This window comes from Pseudomonas fluorescens, assembly GCF_902497785.1.
GTDB lineage: Bacteria > Pseudomonadota > Gammaproteobacteria > Pseudomonadales > Pseudomonadaceae > Aquipseudomonas > Aquipseudomonas fluorescens_BO.
Map to the genome: position 1 here is coordinate 216,342 of NZ_CABVHK010000001.1, position 13,896 is coordinate 230,237.

Here is a 13,896-nt window from a genome sequence, read left to right on the forward strand (position 1 = left end):
CATCGCCTAATACAAGAATCGATCTGGAGTAAGCAAAATGCGTGGCGTATTTCGAGAAGACCACAACATGTTCCGTGATCAGGCCCGCCGTTTCGTCGACCGCGAAATCGTGCCCTACCTGCATGAGTGGGAAAAAAACGGCATCGTTCCCAAGGAAGTCTGGCTCAAGGCCGGTGAGAACGGCTTGTTATGCTCCACGGTGCCTGAAGAATACGGTGGCCCCGGAGGCGACTTCGGTCACTCGGCGGTGATGATCGAAGAGCTGGCGCGGGCCAACGCTACCGCCGTGGGTTTCACCACCCACTCGGAAATCGTCACGCCTTACATCGTTGCCTATGGCAGCGAAGAGCAGAAGCAGCAATGGCTGCCACGTATGGTCAGTGGTGAGTTGATCGGCGTCATCGCCATGAGCGAGCCGGGTATCGGCAGCGACCTGCGTGCCATGCGCACTTCGGCGCGGCGTGACGGTGATGACTACATCGTCAACGGCCAGAAGACCTTTATCACCAACGGCGGCAATGCCGGACTGGTGGTCACCGCCACCAAGATTGATCCGGCGGCCAAGGAACTCACACTGATCTGCGTTGAGGAATACCGAGCCGGCTTCGCCAAGGGGCGTCTGCTGGAAAAGATTGGCCTGAAAGGGCAAGACACTGCCGAATTGTTTTTTGATGAAGTCCGGGTGCCCGTCGGCAATCGATTGGGTGAGGAGGGCATGGGATTCAAATACCTGACTCATCAATTGGCCTGGGAACGCCTGATCATCGCGATCCGTGCCGCGCAATCCATCGACACGCTGCTGGAAGAAACCATCGGCTACACCCGGGAGCGCAAGGTCTTCGGAAAACCGGTGCTCGACTTCCAGAACACCCGCTTCAAACTCGCTGAAGCCAAGGCCCAGGCCACCATGCTGCGGGTGTTCGTCGACGACTGTCTGGCCAAAGTGATGCGCGGTGAACTGACGCCGGAAATCGCGGCAATGGCCAAGCTGCTGGGCTCGGAGATGCAAGGCAAGCTGCTTGATGAGTTTCTGCAATTACATGGCGGCTACGGCTTCATGAGCGAATACAAGATCAGCCGCGCCTGGGTTGACGCCCGGGTCGCGCGCATCTATGGCGGCACCTCTGAAATCATGAAAGAAATTATCGGCCGTACCCTTTGAAGCACATTTGCATGAGGCAAACAGATGAGTAATTCCCTTTACGACATTTCGCTGAAGCAGATCGATGGAAGCGTCCGCACCCTTGGCGACTATCGGGGCAAGGTCCTGTTGGTGGTCAATGTCGCTTCAAAATGCGGGCTGACCCCGCAATACGAGGGCTTGGAAAAACTGTACCAAGACAAAAAATCCCAAGGCCTGGAAATACTGGGTTTCCCCGCCAACAACTTCAAGGAGCAAGAACCGGGTAGCGATGTGGAAATCGTTGAGTTCTGTTCAGTGAACTATGACATTCACTTTCCGTTGTTCTCGAAAATCTCGGTTGTCGGCGCGGACCAGCATCCTCTCTACGCCGAGCTGACTGCTGCACAGCCCGAGTCCACGGGTGAAGGTCCTTTCCGAGAGCGCTTGACGGGTTATGGCATCAAGTCAGACAACACAACGGACGTACTCTGGAATTTCGAAAAGTTTCTGATTGATCGGCAGGGCACGGTCGTTGCCCGTTTCGCTCCAGACATCGCGGCTGATGATCCTCGTTTGCTTGAAGCAATCGAAGCTCAATTGGTCCAAGAGGCGTGAAGCGGTGCTGACAGTCGATACGGTTAGCGCGCTTCGTGCGCTCGTGGCCCGTGCACGAGGTGAAAACAAGAAAGTCGCGCTGGTGCCGACAATGGGCAACCTGCATGACGGTCATATCGCCCTGATTCATTGCGCAAAGCAGCGAGCCGATTTTGTGGTCGCCAGCATCTTCGTCAATCCACTCCAGTTCGGGGCGAATGAGGATCTGGCCAACTATCCTCGGACCCCCGACGCCGATCGCGAAAGACTGGTCAACGCCGGGTGTGATGCGCTGTTTGCCCCTGCTGTCGAACAGATCTATCCAGATGGAATGCTCAATCAGGCCATCGTCAGTGTGCCGAACGTGTCTGAAGGTCTTTGCGCTGCGGCACGTCCTGGTCACTTTGATGGCATGGCCACTGTCGTCGTCAAGCTGCTGAACATTGTTCAGCCAGACGTGGCTGTTTTCGGGGAAAAGGACTATCAGCAGCTGGCAGTCGTCCGCTCCATGGTCAGGGATCTGAATATGGTGACTGACGTTGTCGGTGCACCGACGATCCGGGCCGCGGACGGCTTGGCATTATCGTCGCGCAACGGCTATCTGAGTGACCATGAGCGTTCGGTGGCCCCCGTCCTTTACGCTTGTTTGAAGCAAATGGAGGCGAGTATCCAGGTTGAGGGGCGGGTGACTGAGCACCTGTTGATTGAATGTCATCAACGTATAAGCGACGCCGGTTTTCAGCCGGAATACTTTGAAGTCAGGAATGCTCAGGATTTAAAACCTCTGACCAGCTCCGATACTCACTTTGTGATTCTTGTGGCGGCGCGCATCGGCAAAACGCGGCTCATTGACAATCTGACGGTGGACCTTCGGCCATCAAAAAGATCACCAGAGGAACAACACCCATGAGCCTCTATCGAGCGTTCACTGTTCTTGGCCTGTGCCTTGTCTCTCTTGTCGGCATGGCTCAACAAGCGCCAGTGGATGCCTATGGTGCCGACACCCAGCGTGCCAACGCCTTGCTGTTAAAAGCTGTCGCCGAATACAAAGCCAAGGGCGACACCGCCCTGGCTGAGTTCAGTCGCCAGGGAGCCTATGTCGATGGAGAGCTGTACATCTACGTTGTCGATACCTCCGGCGTGATGCTTGCCAGCGGAGGGCCTTCGGTTTCACTGGTCGGAAAACCGGTGGTCAGCGTTCTGGACGACGACCTCAAGGCTGCATTCCAGCAAGCGATTTCGCAGCCAGACGACGGCATCGTGCGTAGCGCCGAATACCGCTGGTGGAACTGGCAACACGGTAAGGTCGAGCGTAAGCGCGTGTTCTATCAACGTGTGAAAGATCGGGTGATCTCCGTGGGTTACTACATGCCACGGTCCAGCCCTGAACAGGCACAACAGCTGCTGCGCCAGATTTCGGCGCAAGTTGCCAGCGACGCAAAAGCCACTGTCGGGCGCATTAATCAGCACGATAAGCAGCTCACCCAGGATGATCTCTATGCCTTTGTGGTGGACCTGAAAACCAGGCGGTTCATCGCTCACGGCTTTTCGCCCCGGCTGATCGGCACCGACTTCAAGTCATTGCGCTCTACCGACGGCAAGCCGATTGGCGAGGACATACTCAAGCAGATGAACACGCATGAAGCAGGGGAGATCACTTATCAATGGCGTAACCCTATGACGGGGCAGAATGAATACAAGAGGACTTTTCTGCAGCGGGTTAATGGATACGTCGTCGCCGTGGGCTGCTATGCAATCAAGTGATCAAAACAGGGACCACCGGCGCCCGCAGCAAGGAGTGTGCGCATGACTGATTTAGTATTGCTGCATGGCGGCAACCATGGCTCGTGGTGTTGGAAGCCTTTTGTGGAGGCGTTAAACCAACAACCCGGATGTTTCAAACGAGTGATCACTCTGGATATGCCTGGGTGCGGCAAGAAGCGCGGTCGAGATGTTGCGTCCCTGCGGCTCGACGATGTGGTCAAGGAGCTTAATGACGACCTGCATGCACTCGGTGTGAACCAGGCCGTGTTGCTTGGGCATTCCATTGCGGGGGTCGTGCTGCCAATGATGGTGCTGGCTGCTCCGCAACTATATTCGCAGCTGGTTTACCTGGCCTGCGCATTGCCCAGTGAAGGCCAATCGATTCTGGAGTTACTTGGCACAACGCTGCATGGCGAAAGCCCGGAACATGTCGGCTGGCCGCTGGACCCCGCGCACACAACCCCTCAAGCGCTGGCGGTGGCCATGTTCGGTCAGGACTTGAGTGAGCAAACCATGAGTTGGTTGTTAAGCGAAGCGAGCCAGGACACGACGCCACTCTGTGTGGCGACAGACTCCATCAGTCGTGCGGGATACCTGGGAATGATTCCGGCGAGTTACATCATCACACTGCGCGACAACATCCTGCCCGTCGACTGGCAACGCCGTTTTGCGCAACGTGCTGGCGCGGGCGTGGTTATCGAGATAGATACGGCGCACGAGCCGTTCGTATCACACCCGCAGCTACTGGCGGATGTCATACGAGGTATAGAGCGGCATGAGTGATGAGCGATATCGGTGTTTCAATCCGTAGCAACGGCAAGGCAATCCGCAGCGATTGGTTGATCCTGTCCATTATCAGCTTCAACTTTATCTCGTACATATGCAGTGGCTTGCCGCTTGCGGTGTTGCCGGGCTATGTCCTCAATGACCTGGGCCTGACCTCGGTTTTCGCCGGCGTGGTTATCAGCTCGCAATACCTGGCGACGCTCCTGGCCCGCCCCTTGGCCGGTGGTGTGGCCGATCGCCTGGGTGCCAAATACGCGGTTGTGTGCGGGTTCAGTGGCTTGATGTTGAGCGGCGCCCTGACGGCGCTCGCCATTATCCTGCCCACCCAACCCTGGTTGACCCTGACGCTATTACTGCTGGGGAGGCTGGTGTTGGGGGCGTCCACGGCCATGATCTCCACGCCCTGCTGCACCTGGGCCATCGGGTTATGTGGTGCCCCGCGGGCGGCACAGGTCATGTCGTGGAACGGAATAGCGGCTTACGGCGGCACGGCTGTTGGCGCGCCACTGGGTGTGCTGCTGCGCAATTCGATGGGTATCGCCAGTGTGGGGTTGTGCACCGTGTTGCTTGGCTTGGCGTTCCTGCTTTTGGCTCTGGGCAAGCGCCCAGCGCCATTGGTTGCAGGCGCCCGTCTGGCATTTCACCGAGTCCTGTTCGCCGTCATGCCCAATGGCCTGGTCCTGGTTTGCAGCTCGGTGGGATTTGGCGGGCTTACGGCGTTCGTCGCACTGTATTTCGATAGTCTCGGCTGGGATTACGCCGCCTATTGCTTAAGTGGTTTCGGCGCAGGTTTTATCGTTGCCCGATTGTCGTCGCCAGGAATACTGCAGCGATTCAGAGGGTACAAAGTGGTGGGCGGCTGCCTGCTTGTGCAGACATTGGGCATGCTGCTGATATGGCTCGCGCCTTCGCCTGCGCTGGCCATTGCCGGCGGGGCGTTAACCGGGATAGGGGTGTCATGGGTCTATCCGGGGCTTGGGGTGGAGACTTTGGCTAGCACTCCGGCCGCGAACCGTAACTCGGCGCTCAGCGCCCTTTCATTATTCTTCGATATTGCAGTGGGGATGGCCGGTCCGGTGATGGGCCTGGTTGCGTCAGGTTTTGGTTTTGCTGCGATATTTCTCTGTGCAGCACTGATGTCGATGGGCGGGTTTCTGGTAGTGCTCTGCCTATGGCGGAAGGGGCGTATACGCGATTAGTGTTAGTTGTTTAATAGCATACCTCTGTTTCACATAACTGACGTGCAAGTAAGCTCTCCGACGATCTGTCAGCGGGAAAATAACAGAACCAGCTATACCGCTATTGGCCGATTGCTGCGTGTCATGTCGGGTCGGAATCGACCCGAACCGAGCTCTCAGCGATATATACATAACTACAAGGAGTTCAGCGTTATAAGAATTCGACTTATGACGACGGCAGAGTCTCTGCGGCTGCGTAGTCTGGAAAGGACATCATCGACTCGACCGGAGGATGCTCGTAGGTTGAGGAAAGAACGGCACTGAGCCGATCGCCCAACAGGTTCCAGGCGCTTTTCTTCTCTTCGGCATAGTCGTGATGCAGGTAATGACGCCTCACCCTAGAGCCGGCCAACACATGATTTTGGCAGCGATCGATGACGTCCAGGCTGACCCCCAAGGCCTGCATCATGGTCGCGCCGGTACGGCGCAGGTCATGCGGGGTCCAGTCACCGTTCTGGCCGTCAGCAAGCACCAGGGTATCGTCATGACGCCGTCTAGAGAGGGCCTTACGGTTTTTGAACCGAGCCTGACGATCGCCGACCTGTTTGCTCACCACTTTCACATCCACATGCCCATCATCCTGCTTGTTGGGAAAGCACCATTCAGAGTTTCCCGTCAGCGTCTTGAGTTCCTGAAAGAAATGCAGGGCAAATGGCGAGAGGAACACATGGTGGTCCTGTTTCTTGCCCCGGGTGCCTTTGACGTTTTCACTGGGGAGGAACCAGGTCTGCCGGTCAAGATCGACATTTTTCCATTCGGCCTGGAGCAACTCGCCAATCCGGCACAGCGTACCCAGGCTGATCCAGAGTGCGAGTTGGGTTTCTTTCTTTAGCGGCCGTATGCCGTCGTATTTTTGCCCGGCGGGCAGGGCGTTGTAATCGGCAGTCATTTGCTGGAAGCGGTTGTGCAGTTCCAACAGCTCAGCCGGTGAAAGGATGCGGCTTCTTTCGGCCTCGTAGTCGGCTGGGATCAGAGGGGAGATGTCGACCAGTTCCGTCGGATCGCCCTCGATCAATAAGGCCCGCCAGGGCTGACGTTTTCTGGCCCAGCTGAACATCTGAGTGAGGTCGGCGAAGAAACTGATGGCTTGCCGGTGAGCGCCGCGGTTGACCACGGCGCGGATCAGCGCCCGAACATCGTGTTCGGAGACGCTGCTCACCGCGGTCTTGCCGAGTGCCGGATAAAGGTCCTTGTTAAAGCGTCGTTGCAATTCAGCATTGCCATCTTTCCGCGCTACGCCATCCAGCAGCCACGCGCTGGCCAGATCCTGGACGGTCAGCGTTTTCACCTTCGTCGTTTTTACTTGTTCAGCCTCTACGTTAGTAGCGGCGTATGCCTGGGCCTTGGCGGTTTTCTTTTGCTCGCTGGGATTGATCTGCTCATCAATGAGCGCCCGGGCCTGGTTGCGGGCCTTGCGGATGTCCGTCAGGGATTTGCGCGGCCAGGTTCCGCAGGCGTACTCTTTGTTTTGATTGCCCCAGCGATAACGGTAGAAAAAGCTGACTGACACGCCGTCCTTGCGGACTGAGATTCGACCGGCGAGATTACCATCCTCGCGGAGGATCCGGCCGGCATCATTGACGGTCAGCGACTCAAGTTCTTTGATGGTGATTTTGGCCATGAAATGGACTCCCCCTACTTTTACCCCCACAAAAACGTCGGCTCTTGATGGACGTTCCTGGACTCTCGTAGAGCAGAACACCGCTGGAGCTCAAGTAAATACTAGCTTAGAAAAATCCAGAGTAAAATTTTGGAATCTTTCAAGAAGTATGAAAAAGGAGATGGGGTGCTAGGGGTCGAGTGTTCGAATCACTCCGTCCCGACCATTATTCCTGAGTAAAATCAGACACTTAAGCCGATCAGTCAGATCGGCTTTTTTGTGTCTGCGCAAAACCCGCGCAAAACTTGCGCAAAACTATCCGGTGATTTCGCTGATATTCAGGTCGGGTATTGCATCCGACCAGATCACCTCGTCATGTTCTTTCTGATAGTTTCGGGTCATCTCTTCGCTGGCGTGGCCGGCAATCTTCTGCCCATCCTTTCCGGCTTTCTTGTACAGGTGCAGTGACAGCGCCCTGACTTCATGGAAGCCCGGCATCTCTTCTTCCTTCCACCCCTTGTAGCATTCCGCCGCCTCTCGGGCGTCCTTGAACGCCCGAGTCAAATATCTCTCCTCAACCTTCGTCCAGTGCGCCTTGGTCTCTGCCTGCTTTTGTTTCTTGCGCTCGGGCTTACGGTGCACCAGGTACGGCGAAGCGACATTGTCACGACACCGGCTGATAACCGCCTGTAACTCTGGCGTCACGCGAAAGCGAATCCAGGCCGCGTCACTGGCCTTGGCTGTTTTCTTCTGCACGACGTAGAGGAATCCTTCCCGAACGCCGTCGAACCTCATGTCGAGGATGTCTGTGCGGCGCTGGGCAGTGATTAGTGCCAGGTCGATTGCGTTCATCAACCATTCAGGCGCCTTCTCCCGGATGGCTTTCAAGCCCTCCACGGTGTGGCGCTTGCGCTGCTTCTTCTCGATGCGATTGATGGTGCTGGCTGCCGGGTTATGCCATCATCGCTGATATTTTTCAGGGATTAAGCTATGCGCAGGGGCGATCATCTGGTCAGCGTGAGGTGCGGGTATACGCACCATGGTATCTATATTGGTGCCGGCGAGGTTCTCCATTATTCTGGTTTTGGGGACAGTGTCTCTGGGCCTATCTGCAGAGTGAGTCTTGAAAAATTCAGCGGGGGTATGCCGACCGTAGTGAAACCGCATCTATTTGCGGTGCATGACGCTGAGGAGCGCATCGCTCGCGGGTATACACGTTTAGGTGAAAACTCTTACAACCTGGTTACGAACAATTGCGAGCATTTCGTAAATTGGTGCATCGATGGGACGACCACCAGCGAGCAAGTTCGGTCTGTGCTCTCTGTGGCCGGAAGTAAGGTGGCTCATATCATTCCTGGCGGGAGTGCTGTGGTCACCGCGCTGGCTGTCGGATCGGCATTGAAAAACGGATTTGACGCGGCTTCGGAATCAGAGAAGCCGGTGGAGGCAGCTCTGAAAGTGACGGGGAAATCCGCCTTGATTGGTGCAGCTGCCGTAATTGGTGGGCCTGTAGGACTCGTGGGTGCAGTCGCTGTCTTTGCCGCCAAAAAGCTTTTTTCCAGAAAATGACGGTCGAGCGTTGGTGAAGTATGCTCGGTTGCGGCCCAGAAATGCACTATCCGACGCGCAGCTCGTCCTTATGGAAATACTCACTCATGTTTTCATCATAGTTGCCGATGCCTCTGACTTAGGGCATAGGAGCAATACAGATGAGAAACAATCAACCGGTTACTCAACGAGAGATAGCCCTAGGATCGCAACAAAAACTCATCTCAACAACGGACGCACGAGGCGTCATTACGTACTGCAATGATGCCTTCGTCGAGATCAGCGGATTCAACAAGTCGGATCTGATAGGAGCGCCTCAAAATATCGTTCGGCACCCTGATGTACCCTCCGCCATATTTGCCCACATGTGGGGTGCTCTCAAGCAAGGCAAGCCTTGGATGGGGATCGTCAAGAATCGATCCCGCAACGGTGACCATTACTGGGTCAACGCCTACGTCACTCCAATTTTCGAAGGCAGCCAACTCGTTGGTTATGAATCGGTCAGAGTTAAACCTACAGCCGAACAAATCCGCCGTGCCGAAGGCCTCTACAAGCGCCTAAGCCTAGGAAAATCAGCCGTCCCCAGCAGTGACAAATGGCAACCCGTCCTCCTGGACTGGCTGCCGCTCCTGACGATGGGGCTAGTGGGTAGCCTGGCGGGACTATTATTCAGCACTCCTGTGGCGATAACCCTAGCGGTAGGGGTATCGGTTCCTATCGGATTGATTGTCTCGCGCCGGCAAAACCAAGGGGCGCTGCATCTGCTGAAAATGGTTGACCTCACAACCTCTGACCAGTTGATCGCCAAAATGTATAGCGATGAGCGCGGTCCTCAGGCACGCCTTGAAACCGCGTTTGCGAGCCAGATATTGCGCCTCAAGACTTGCCTGACTCGGTTGCAAGACACCGCAGAGCAACTCACCGGCCTGGCCGGAAGATCTAACAGCCTTGCCTCCGATAGTTCGAGGGGACTTGAACGCCAACGAGTCGAGACTGAGCAAGTGTCAGCCGCCGTAAATCAGATGGCGGCGACCACACAAGAGGTCGCGAGCCACGTCCAGCGAACCGCTGATGCTACTCAAGAAGCCAATGTACTGACAGGACGTGGACGCGATGTAGCCCGAGACACCCGAGAAGCCATCCAGCGCCTCTCCGTCGTCGTAGGTGAGACGGGGCAGACGGTCGCGCAATTAGCCAAAGACAGCAATGAAATCGGGACGGTTGTCGACGTCATCAAAGGCATTGCCGATCAAACCAACTTGCTGGCTTTGAATGCCGCAATCGAAGCCGCACGCGCTGGAGACATGGGTCGAGGCTTCGCCGTGGTTGCGGATGAAGTACGTCAGTTGGCACAGCGCACTACTCAGTCAACCACCCAGATCCATAACCTGATCTCCAAACTGCAAATCTCGTCCAACAATGCCGTGAAGACCATGGTAATCGGACATCGTCAGGCCGAAGAAGGGGTCGCCTGGGTGCTTGAGGCAGATAAAGCATTGGTCGGTATCAGTGAAGCTGTAGCGCACATTACTGATATGACCACCCAGATTGCTGCGGCGACAGAAGAGCAAACCGCCGTCGCAGAGGAAATTAGCCGCAACATCACGACCATCGCAAATTTGGCAGATCAAACTTCTGAACAAGCGAGGAATTCGGCAGAACTGAGTAAGGAATTGACTCAAACAGCTACGACCCAGTACTCATTGGTCGAACGATTTAACCGCTAGCCAATTAACCTACTCAACAACGGCCCGCCCCGCGTGGGCTATGTAATTGCGTTTGTATCAGTTCGTTTTGGGTCGATTTCAGTCAATGGTGACCGGCAGAAATCGGCCACAAGCGGTCATCGTGCGTCTACGAAACTAGGGGCGATTCAGATGACGTCCGCTGAAACCTACTGTTAGTCATCTGCTAACATCTTAAGGCTTGTGCGTATGCTCTGGCAGAGCGCGTAAAACCGCTCGGATTGCCGCTCCTCATAGAAAAAAACCCCCTTGCTTCGTGTCGGTGCCGCAATCGTCGCGGATACTGACTCATCAATTGCATTAACAATAGATTTGCGCTCTATGGAGTAGTGATCGGAATTAAAATGAATAAAATTATTTCTGGATTCATTTAGCCAGTTTATCAAGTCCCTGTCTATTCCAGACTCGCTACCAAATAGTCTGTCGAATAGTTCCATAAAGTAATCGAGGTGAGGATCAGGTAAATCCACTTTGTCTTCATACGCTTCTAACCACTTCTTGAGGTGCTTCGGCTTCCACGTATCAAAACCTGCGCTGCCTCGAAGCGCAATGCATACAGAACCCTGTAGGGCAGAATGAGCAGCGATGAGCGCCCACTTCCAACATGTTGCCGTCATTGGCGCCCCCTGAACCTGAGCGAGAAGTTGCTCGAGAGATGTTTCCAGGTCAATAAAGCGGTCGAACTCAATATAACGTTCCATGTTGTTTCAACTCCTCAATGGTGCCTAACGTTAGATTTAAGGCCGTGCCTGTAACGCGTCAACCTTGAGAGAATTTTAATTCCTTTTTGGCATCTTCCATTGATGAACTGTCAAATCACTTAGCGTCATAACACGAAAACCACTGACTCGCGCTCTATGGAATGAATCGACACGCTTATCGTAGACGCCCTTGAGTGTCCGCTTCTGGCCGATTTCAGCCTGTCGCTACCGTTAGCTTTGGGTCTTTTACTGCCCTAAGCGATGGGTAGCAATCGGCCAGAAGCGGACGGTCAAAGTCCCCTGCGAAAGCTAATCCGATTTAATAGTCCACTTTTGTTTAATGTATTTTGAAGTGAATTCAATCTCAGGAAACATTGTTCTAGAGTTGATATTCAGGGCGTCTAGCTGAATTATTATGTCCTTTTTGCACTCGGCAGGGATAATAATTTTTTTGTGTTTCAGCCCTAAGGACTGTTCGAGCGAACGGTATTCCAAGAGCCCCGCGGCTATAAAAGCACCTGACTGGGCAATCACCCGCTTATTATTTTTAGATGGGTATACAAAATAATATTTGACCAAATCTAATGGATTAATTACATCTAGAAAATAGGGTTTCTCAACCCGAACAAATTGCATAAGCCTCTTGACCTCAGGCATCGCACGGAACTTATCTTTATAAGACTTGTTCCAGTCGACCACCCTTGTTCCAATTTCTTTATACTTAATTGATATTTTCTTCCTTTCGTTGTCAGACAGTCTCGACAGATTGCAAATGATACTGATGGTGTCACTATCTGCAAATTTTTCTCGATTTCTGTTGAAATCAAAAATTTGCACTACGCCATCTTTTTGCGGGTGCACTTCCTCGTTGCAAGCAAAATATAATCCTACAAGTGGATTTAGAGTAACATCGAGAAGTCGTGTAGGTAAGCTGTAGTGCTGTGCTCGCACAAGCTTATCAAACATGCTTTTGTCTGAGCCAAACTCACTTGGTGCTTCTACCAAAAGCTCACTTAATATCTGATTTTCAGCATCTGGCTTTAACTCTCTCATGACAGACGGCCTGACCTTCCATGCAATGTCAGACTGACCACGATAACAACGCGGGCCAGTAGGTTCATCGGCAAGATCATATATTAAAGTAAGGTACGAAATTAGATCTCGCGCCTCATACGCTCCATGCTTCTTGGTCAGTCCGACAATACGCGTCATAATACAATCTTAATTTTAATCATTTATAGCCGGGGAGGCCCAACTAACACCCCCCCAACAACTGGGTTTGTAATATAGTCGATATCGTAACTCATCTTCTATGGAATCACATTTCGATTCGCAGAAAAGTCAGGGTGACAGCTTTTAGGCCGTTTTTTTGGCGGTCATCATCGGCAGCTACGGGTCGAATGTTGCCCGTCACCTCTCACTCGGACGACATAATTATTGCCAGCGTCAGCTTTATGAATTCCTCATTCCGGTCGATGGCGTCCAGGGCGCCGCGCACGTTTTCAGCGGTTTCCCTGCCGCCTCGCTGCTCGACCCAATTGGAGATTTCGAGAATAGCGGCTTCGAGGGCTAGCTGATTTTCATTGATCTTGTAGAGCAGGGAAGGGAATAGGTCAGAGTTCGGCATGGTTTTCCTCCTTGGATGGAGGAGAGCGTAGCAGTACATGGTAGGGGTGGTGTTCGGTCGGCAGAACGCCGGAAGAGGGTGCGTGACTTTTGCGTGACTCTCTCACGCACTTGTAAGCACTTGTGGGCATTCGGTTGCAGCGAGCGCCAATGTTTACGGCCGTTTCACAAGGTCTTACGTGGGTACTGCGTGCATGGGGTGCTAGGGGAAAGTACCGGCTTTTTTCATATCAAAAAAAACCCTGACTAAAACCCCCACCAGAAATTTTGGCTAGTTCTCATGTGTGCGTTCATGCCTCTGTTAACCCTTATCGCATTGCTTTTAGCACCAAACCTGTTGGATGTTTATCTTCCTTCGTAGCGTTTTCGCATATCAGATAGCCTTGCCAACGCCCTGTTCCCGAGCGATTTAGTTGTTACACGTATGGCCAGACAGCATCGTCGATTAATTTTACGTAAATCGAATCATGCCGTTCGTCGGAACTCCCGCACGATCAAACAGTTAGAAAGTCGATGTAGTAACCCAAAAAGGACAGGCTTCTATGCGATCTCTAATTCTCGATATGCCTAATGGCCGTGAACTCATTGATGAACTTGATCTCGCGACTTCGCAGATGATGTCGATTTCGGTCGAACTCATCGGCGGCGCTCAGTGGCAAGAAGTCTCCAATAGGCAGCAACAAGCCTTCAAAAAATGGCGCGAGTATCTGCATCGAATGGCGGATGGTCGAGTATTTGTCGAGACACTAAAGGTCGCTTGAGTTTCGCTGTCACATTCTCACTCGCCGTCGACCATTCGGTCGTCGCATCGGGTTGTTCTTCCGCCGCTCGTCCAGAAATCAGCACTTTCAAGTGCTCTCAACCTCTCAATTTCAAGCACGGACATCCCGCGCGTCAGAATGGAGAGCGAGAATGGACATCGATGAGAATGCACCGGGTAACATTTCCCAGAAAGGTGTAACAGGCGTCACGGACAACGAAACCGGCCACGATCCGAAGCGCAATGAGGCTGCGATTCCACTGCCTGCGGATGACGATGCACCTGTTGACGAAGAGATGGCCGACGTAGAGGCCGCCAACCCGCTATCGAGCGAGCGTCCCAAACCCTGATTTCTTTCCCCGCCTGCTAACTTTTTGCAGGTCAGCGCCTAGCTGACCAGGCACTGGAATC

The 13,896-nt window shown here is 53.8% G+C and carries 14 protein-coding genes and 2 pseudogenes; 11 read left to right on the forward strand and 5 right to left on the reverse strand.

Annotation, left to right across the window (positions count from 1 at the left end; all coding sequences use genetic code 11):
• The first annotated feature begins 37 nt into the window (after positions 1-37).
• From F8N62_RS01055 to F8N62_RS01080, 6 genes are read left to right on the forward strand one after another with little or no spacing between them, the layout of a single operon-like run.
• Positions 38-1,162 (forward strand): acyl-CoA dehydrogenase family protein, encoded by a 1,125-nt coding sequence (locus F8N62_RS01055; protein WP_150709210.1) that lies wholly within the window; start codon positions 38-40, stop codon positions 1,160-1,162.
• Between the two features lie 24 nt (positions 1,163-1,186).
• Entirely contained in the window at positions 1,187-1,738 is a 552-nt protein-coding gene (locus F8N62_RS01060) for a glutathione peroxidase (protein ID WP_057005061.1), read from the forward strand.
• A 4-nt stretch (positions 1,739-1,742) separates the two neighbouring features.
• Entirely contained in the window at positions 1,743-2,627 is an 885-nt protein-coding gene (gene panC, locus F8N62_RS01065) for a pantoate--beta-alanine ligase (RefSeq protein WP_126588901.1), read from the forward strand.
• Complete coding sequence (locus tag F8N62_RS01070) at positions 2,624-3,481, forward strand: cache domain-containing protein (RefSeq protein ID WP_057005063.1); 858 nt, start codon at positions 2,624-2,626, stop codon at positions 3,479-3,481. The genes panC and F8N62_RS01070 overlap by 4 nt, the downstream gene beginning before the upstream one ends.
• Before the next feature lie 42 nt (positions 3,482-3,523).
• Positions 3,524-4,264, forward strand: a complete 741-nt coding sequence (locus F8N62_RS01075; RefSeq protein ID WP_057005064.1) for an alpha/beta fold hydrolase — start codon at positions 3,524-3,526, stop codon at positions 4,262-4,264.
• Positions 4,264-5,466, forward strand: coding sequence for an MFS transporter (locus F8N62_RS01080; RefSeq protein ID WP_057005065.1), 1,203 nt, complete (start codon positions 4,264-4,266; stop codon positions 5,464-5,466). The genes F8N62_RS01075 and F8N62_RS01080 overlap by 1 nt, the downstream gene beginning before the upstream one ends.
• A 205-nt stretch (positions 5,467-5,671) precedes the next feature.
• On the opposite strand, the gene F8N62_RS01085 is transcribed toward F8N62_RS01080, so the two are convergent.
• A complete protein-coding gene (locus tag F8N62_RS01085) occupies positions 5,672-7,126 on the reverse strand; it encodes a tyrosine-type recombinase/integrase (RefSeq protein ID WP_057005066.1) in 1,455 nt (484 codons plus the stop codon).
• 294 nt (positions 7,127-7,420) lie between these two features.
• Positions 7,421-8,059, reverse strand: a pseudogene (locus tag F8N62_RS01090) (tyrosine-type recombinase/integrase); the annotation flags it as partial.
• Between the two features lie 36 nt (positions 8,060-8,095).
• Here F8N62_RS01090 and F8N62_RS01095 point away from each other — a divergent pair.
• The 3 genes and pseudogenes from F8N62_RS01095 (at position 8,096) to F8N62_RS01100 (ending at position 10,380) form a co-directional block, all read left to right on the forward strand.
• Positions 8,096-8,674, forward strand: coding sequence for a lecithin retinol acyltransferase family protein (locus tag F8N62_RS01095; protein WP_150709211.1), 579 nt, complete (start codon positions 8,096-8,098; stop codon positions 8,672-8,674).
• Between the two features lie 140 nt (positions 8,675-8,814).
• A pseudogene (locus tag F8N62_RS32225) lies at positions 8,815-9,081 on the forward strand (PAS domain-containing protein); the annotation flags it as partial.
• Positions 9,082-9,288: 207 nt separating this feature from the next.
• A complete protein-coding gene (locus tag F8N62_RS01100) occupies positions 9,289-10,380 on the forward strand; it encodes a methyl-accepting chemotaxis protein (protein ID WP_412071961.1) in 1,092 nt (363 codons plus the stop codon).
• 173 nt (positions 10,381-10,553) lie between these two features.
• Here F8N62_RS01100 and F8N62_RS01105 read toward each other — a convergent pair whose 3' ends face one another.
• The 3 genes from F8N62_RS01105 to F8N62_RS01115 form a co-directional block, all read right to left on the reverse strand.
• Positions 10,554-11,099 (reverse strand): hypothetical protein, encoded by a 546-nt coding sequence (locus F8N62_RS01105; RefSeq protein WP_150709213.1) that lies wholly within the window; start codon positions 11,097-11,099, stop codon positions 10,554-10,556.
• Between the two features lie 309 nt (positions 11,100-11,408).
• Positions 11,409-12,311 carry an FRG domain-containing protein gene (locus F8N62_RS01110; RefSeq protein WP_150709214.1) on the reverse strand — a complete coding sequence of 301 codons (903 nt, stop codon included), beginning with the start codon at positions 12,309-12,311 and terminating at the stop codon, positions 11,409-11,411.
• Positions 12,312-12,516: 205 nt separating this feature from the next.
• The gene (locus F8N62_RS01115) at positions 12,517-12,726 is read right to left on the reverse strand and encodes a hypothetical protein (protein ID WP_150709215.1); all 210 of its coding nucleotides are present in this window, start codon (positions 12,724-12,726) and stop codon (positions 12,517-12,519) included.
• Positions 12,727-13,267: 541 nt separating this feature from the next.
• Here F8N62_RS01115 and F8N62_RS01120 point away from each other — a divergent pair.
• Positions 13,268-13,486 carry a hypothetical protein gene (locus F8N62_RS01120; RefSeq protein ID WP_150709216.1) on the forward strand — a complete coding sequence of 73 codons (219 nt, stop codon included), beginning with the start codon at positions 13,268-13,270 and terminating at the stop codon, positions 13,484-13,486.
• A 151-nt stretch (positions 13,487-13,637) separates the two neighbouring features.
• On the forward strand, positions 13,638-13,835 hold the full coding sequence (locus F8N62_RS01125; RefSeq protein WP_150709217.1) for a hypothetical protein: 198 nt from the start codon (positions 13,638-13,640) through the stop codon (positions 13,833-13,835).
• The last annotated feature ends 61 nt before the right edge of the window (positions 13,836-13,896 follow it).

Excerpts from the sequence above, each read along its gene's own strand:
- F8N62_RS01060 (WP_057005061.1), top strand. The coding sequence starts at position 1,187 with ATGAGTAATTCCCTTTACGACATTTCGCTGAAGCAGATCGATGGAAGC.
- F8N62_RS01115 (WP_150709215.1), bottom strand. The coding sequence starts at position 12,726 with ATGCCGAACTCTGACCTATTCCCTTCCCTGCTCTACAAGATCAATGAA.
- F8N62_RS01105 (WP_150709213.1), bottom strand. The coding sequence starts at position 11,099 with ATGGAACGTTATATTGAGTTCGACCGCTTTATTGACCTGGAAACATCT.
- F8N62_RS01095 (WP_150709211.1), top strand. The coding sequence starts at position 8,096 with ATGCGCAGGGGCGATCATCTGGTCAGCGTGAGGTGCGGGTATACGCAC.
- F8N62_RS01085 (WP_057005066.1), bottom strand. The coding sequence starts at position 7,126 with ATGGCCAAAATCACCATCAAAGAACTTGAGTCGCTGACCGTCAATGAT.
- F8N62_RS01110 (WP_150709214.1), bottom strand. The coding sequence starts at position 12,311 with ATGACGCGTATTGTCGGACTGACCAAGAAGCATGGAGCGTATGAGGCG.
- F8N62_RS01070 (WP_057005063.1), top strand. The coding sequence starts at position 2,624 with ATGAGCCTCTATCGAGCGTTCACTGTTCTTGGCCTGTGCCTTGTCTCT.
- F8N62_RS01120 (WP_150709216.1), top strand. The coding sequence starts at position 13,268 with ATGCGATCTCTAATTCTCGATATGCCTAATGGCCGTGAACTCATTGAT.
- F8N62_RS01100 (WP_412071961.1), top strand. The coding sequence starts at position 9,289 with ATGGGGCTAGTGGGTAGCCTGGCGGGACTATTATTCAGCACTCCTGTG.
- F8N62_RS01125 (WP_150709217.1), top strand. The coding sequence starts at position 13,638 with ATGGACATCGATGAGAATGCACCGGGTAACATTTCCCAGAAAGGTGTA.
- F8N62_RS01055 (WP_150709210.1), top strand. The coding sequence starts at position 38 with ATGCGTGGCGTATTTCGAGAAGACCACAACATGTTCCGTGATCAGGCC.
- F8N62_RS01075 (WP_057005064.1), top strand. The coding sequence starts at position 3,524 with ATGACTGATTTAGTATTGCTGCATGGCGGCAACCATGGCTCGTGGTGT.
- F8N62_RS01080 (WP_057005065.1), top strand. The coding sequence starts at position 4,264 with ATGAGCGATATCGGTGTTTCAATCCGTAGCAACGGCAAGGCAATCCGC.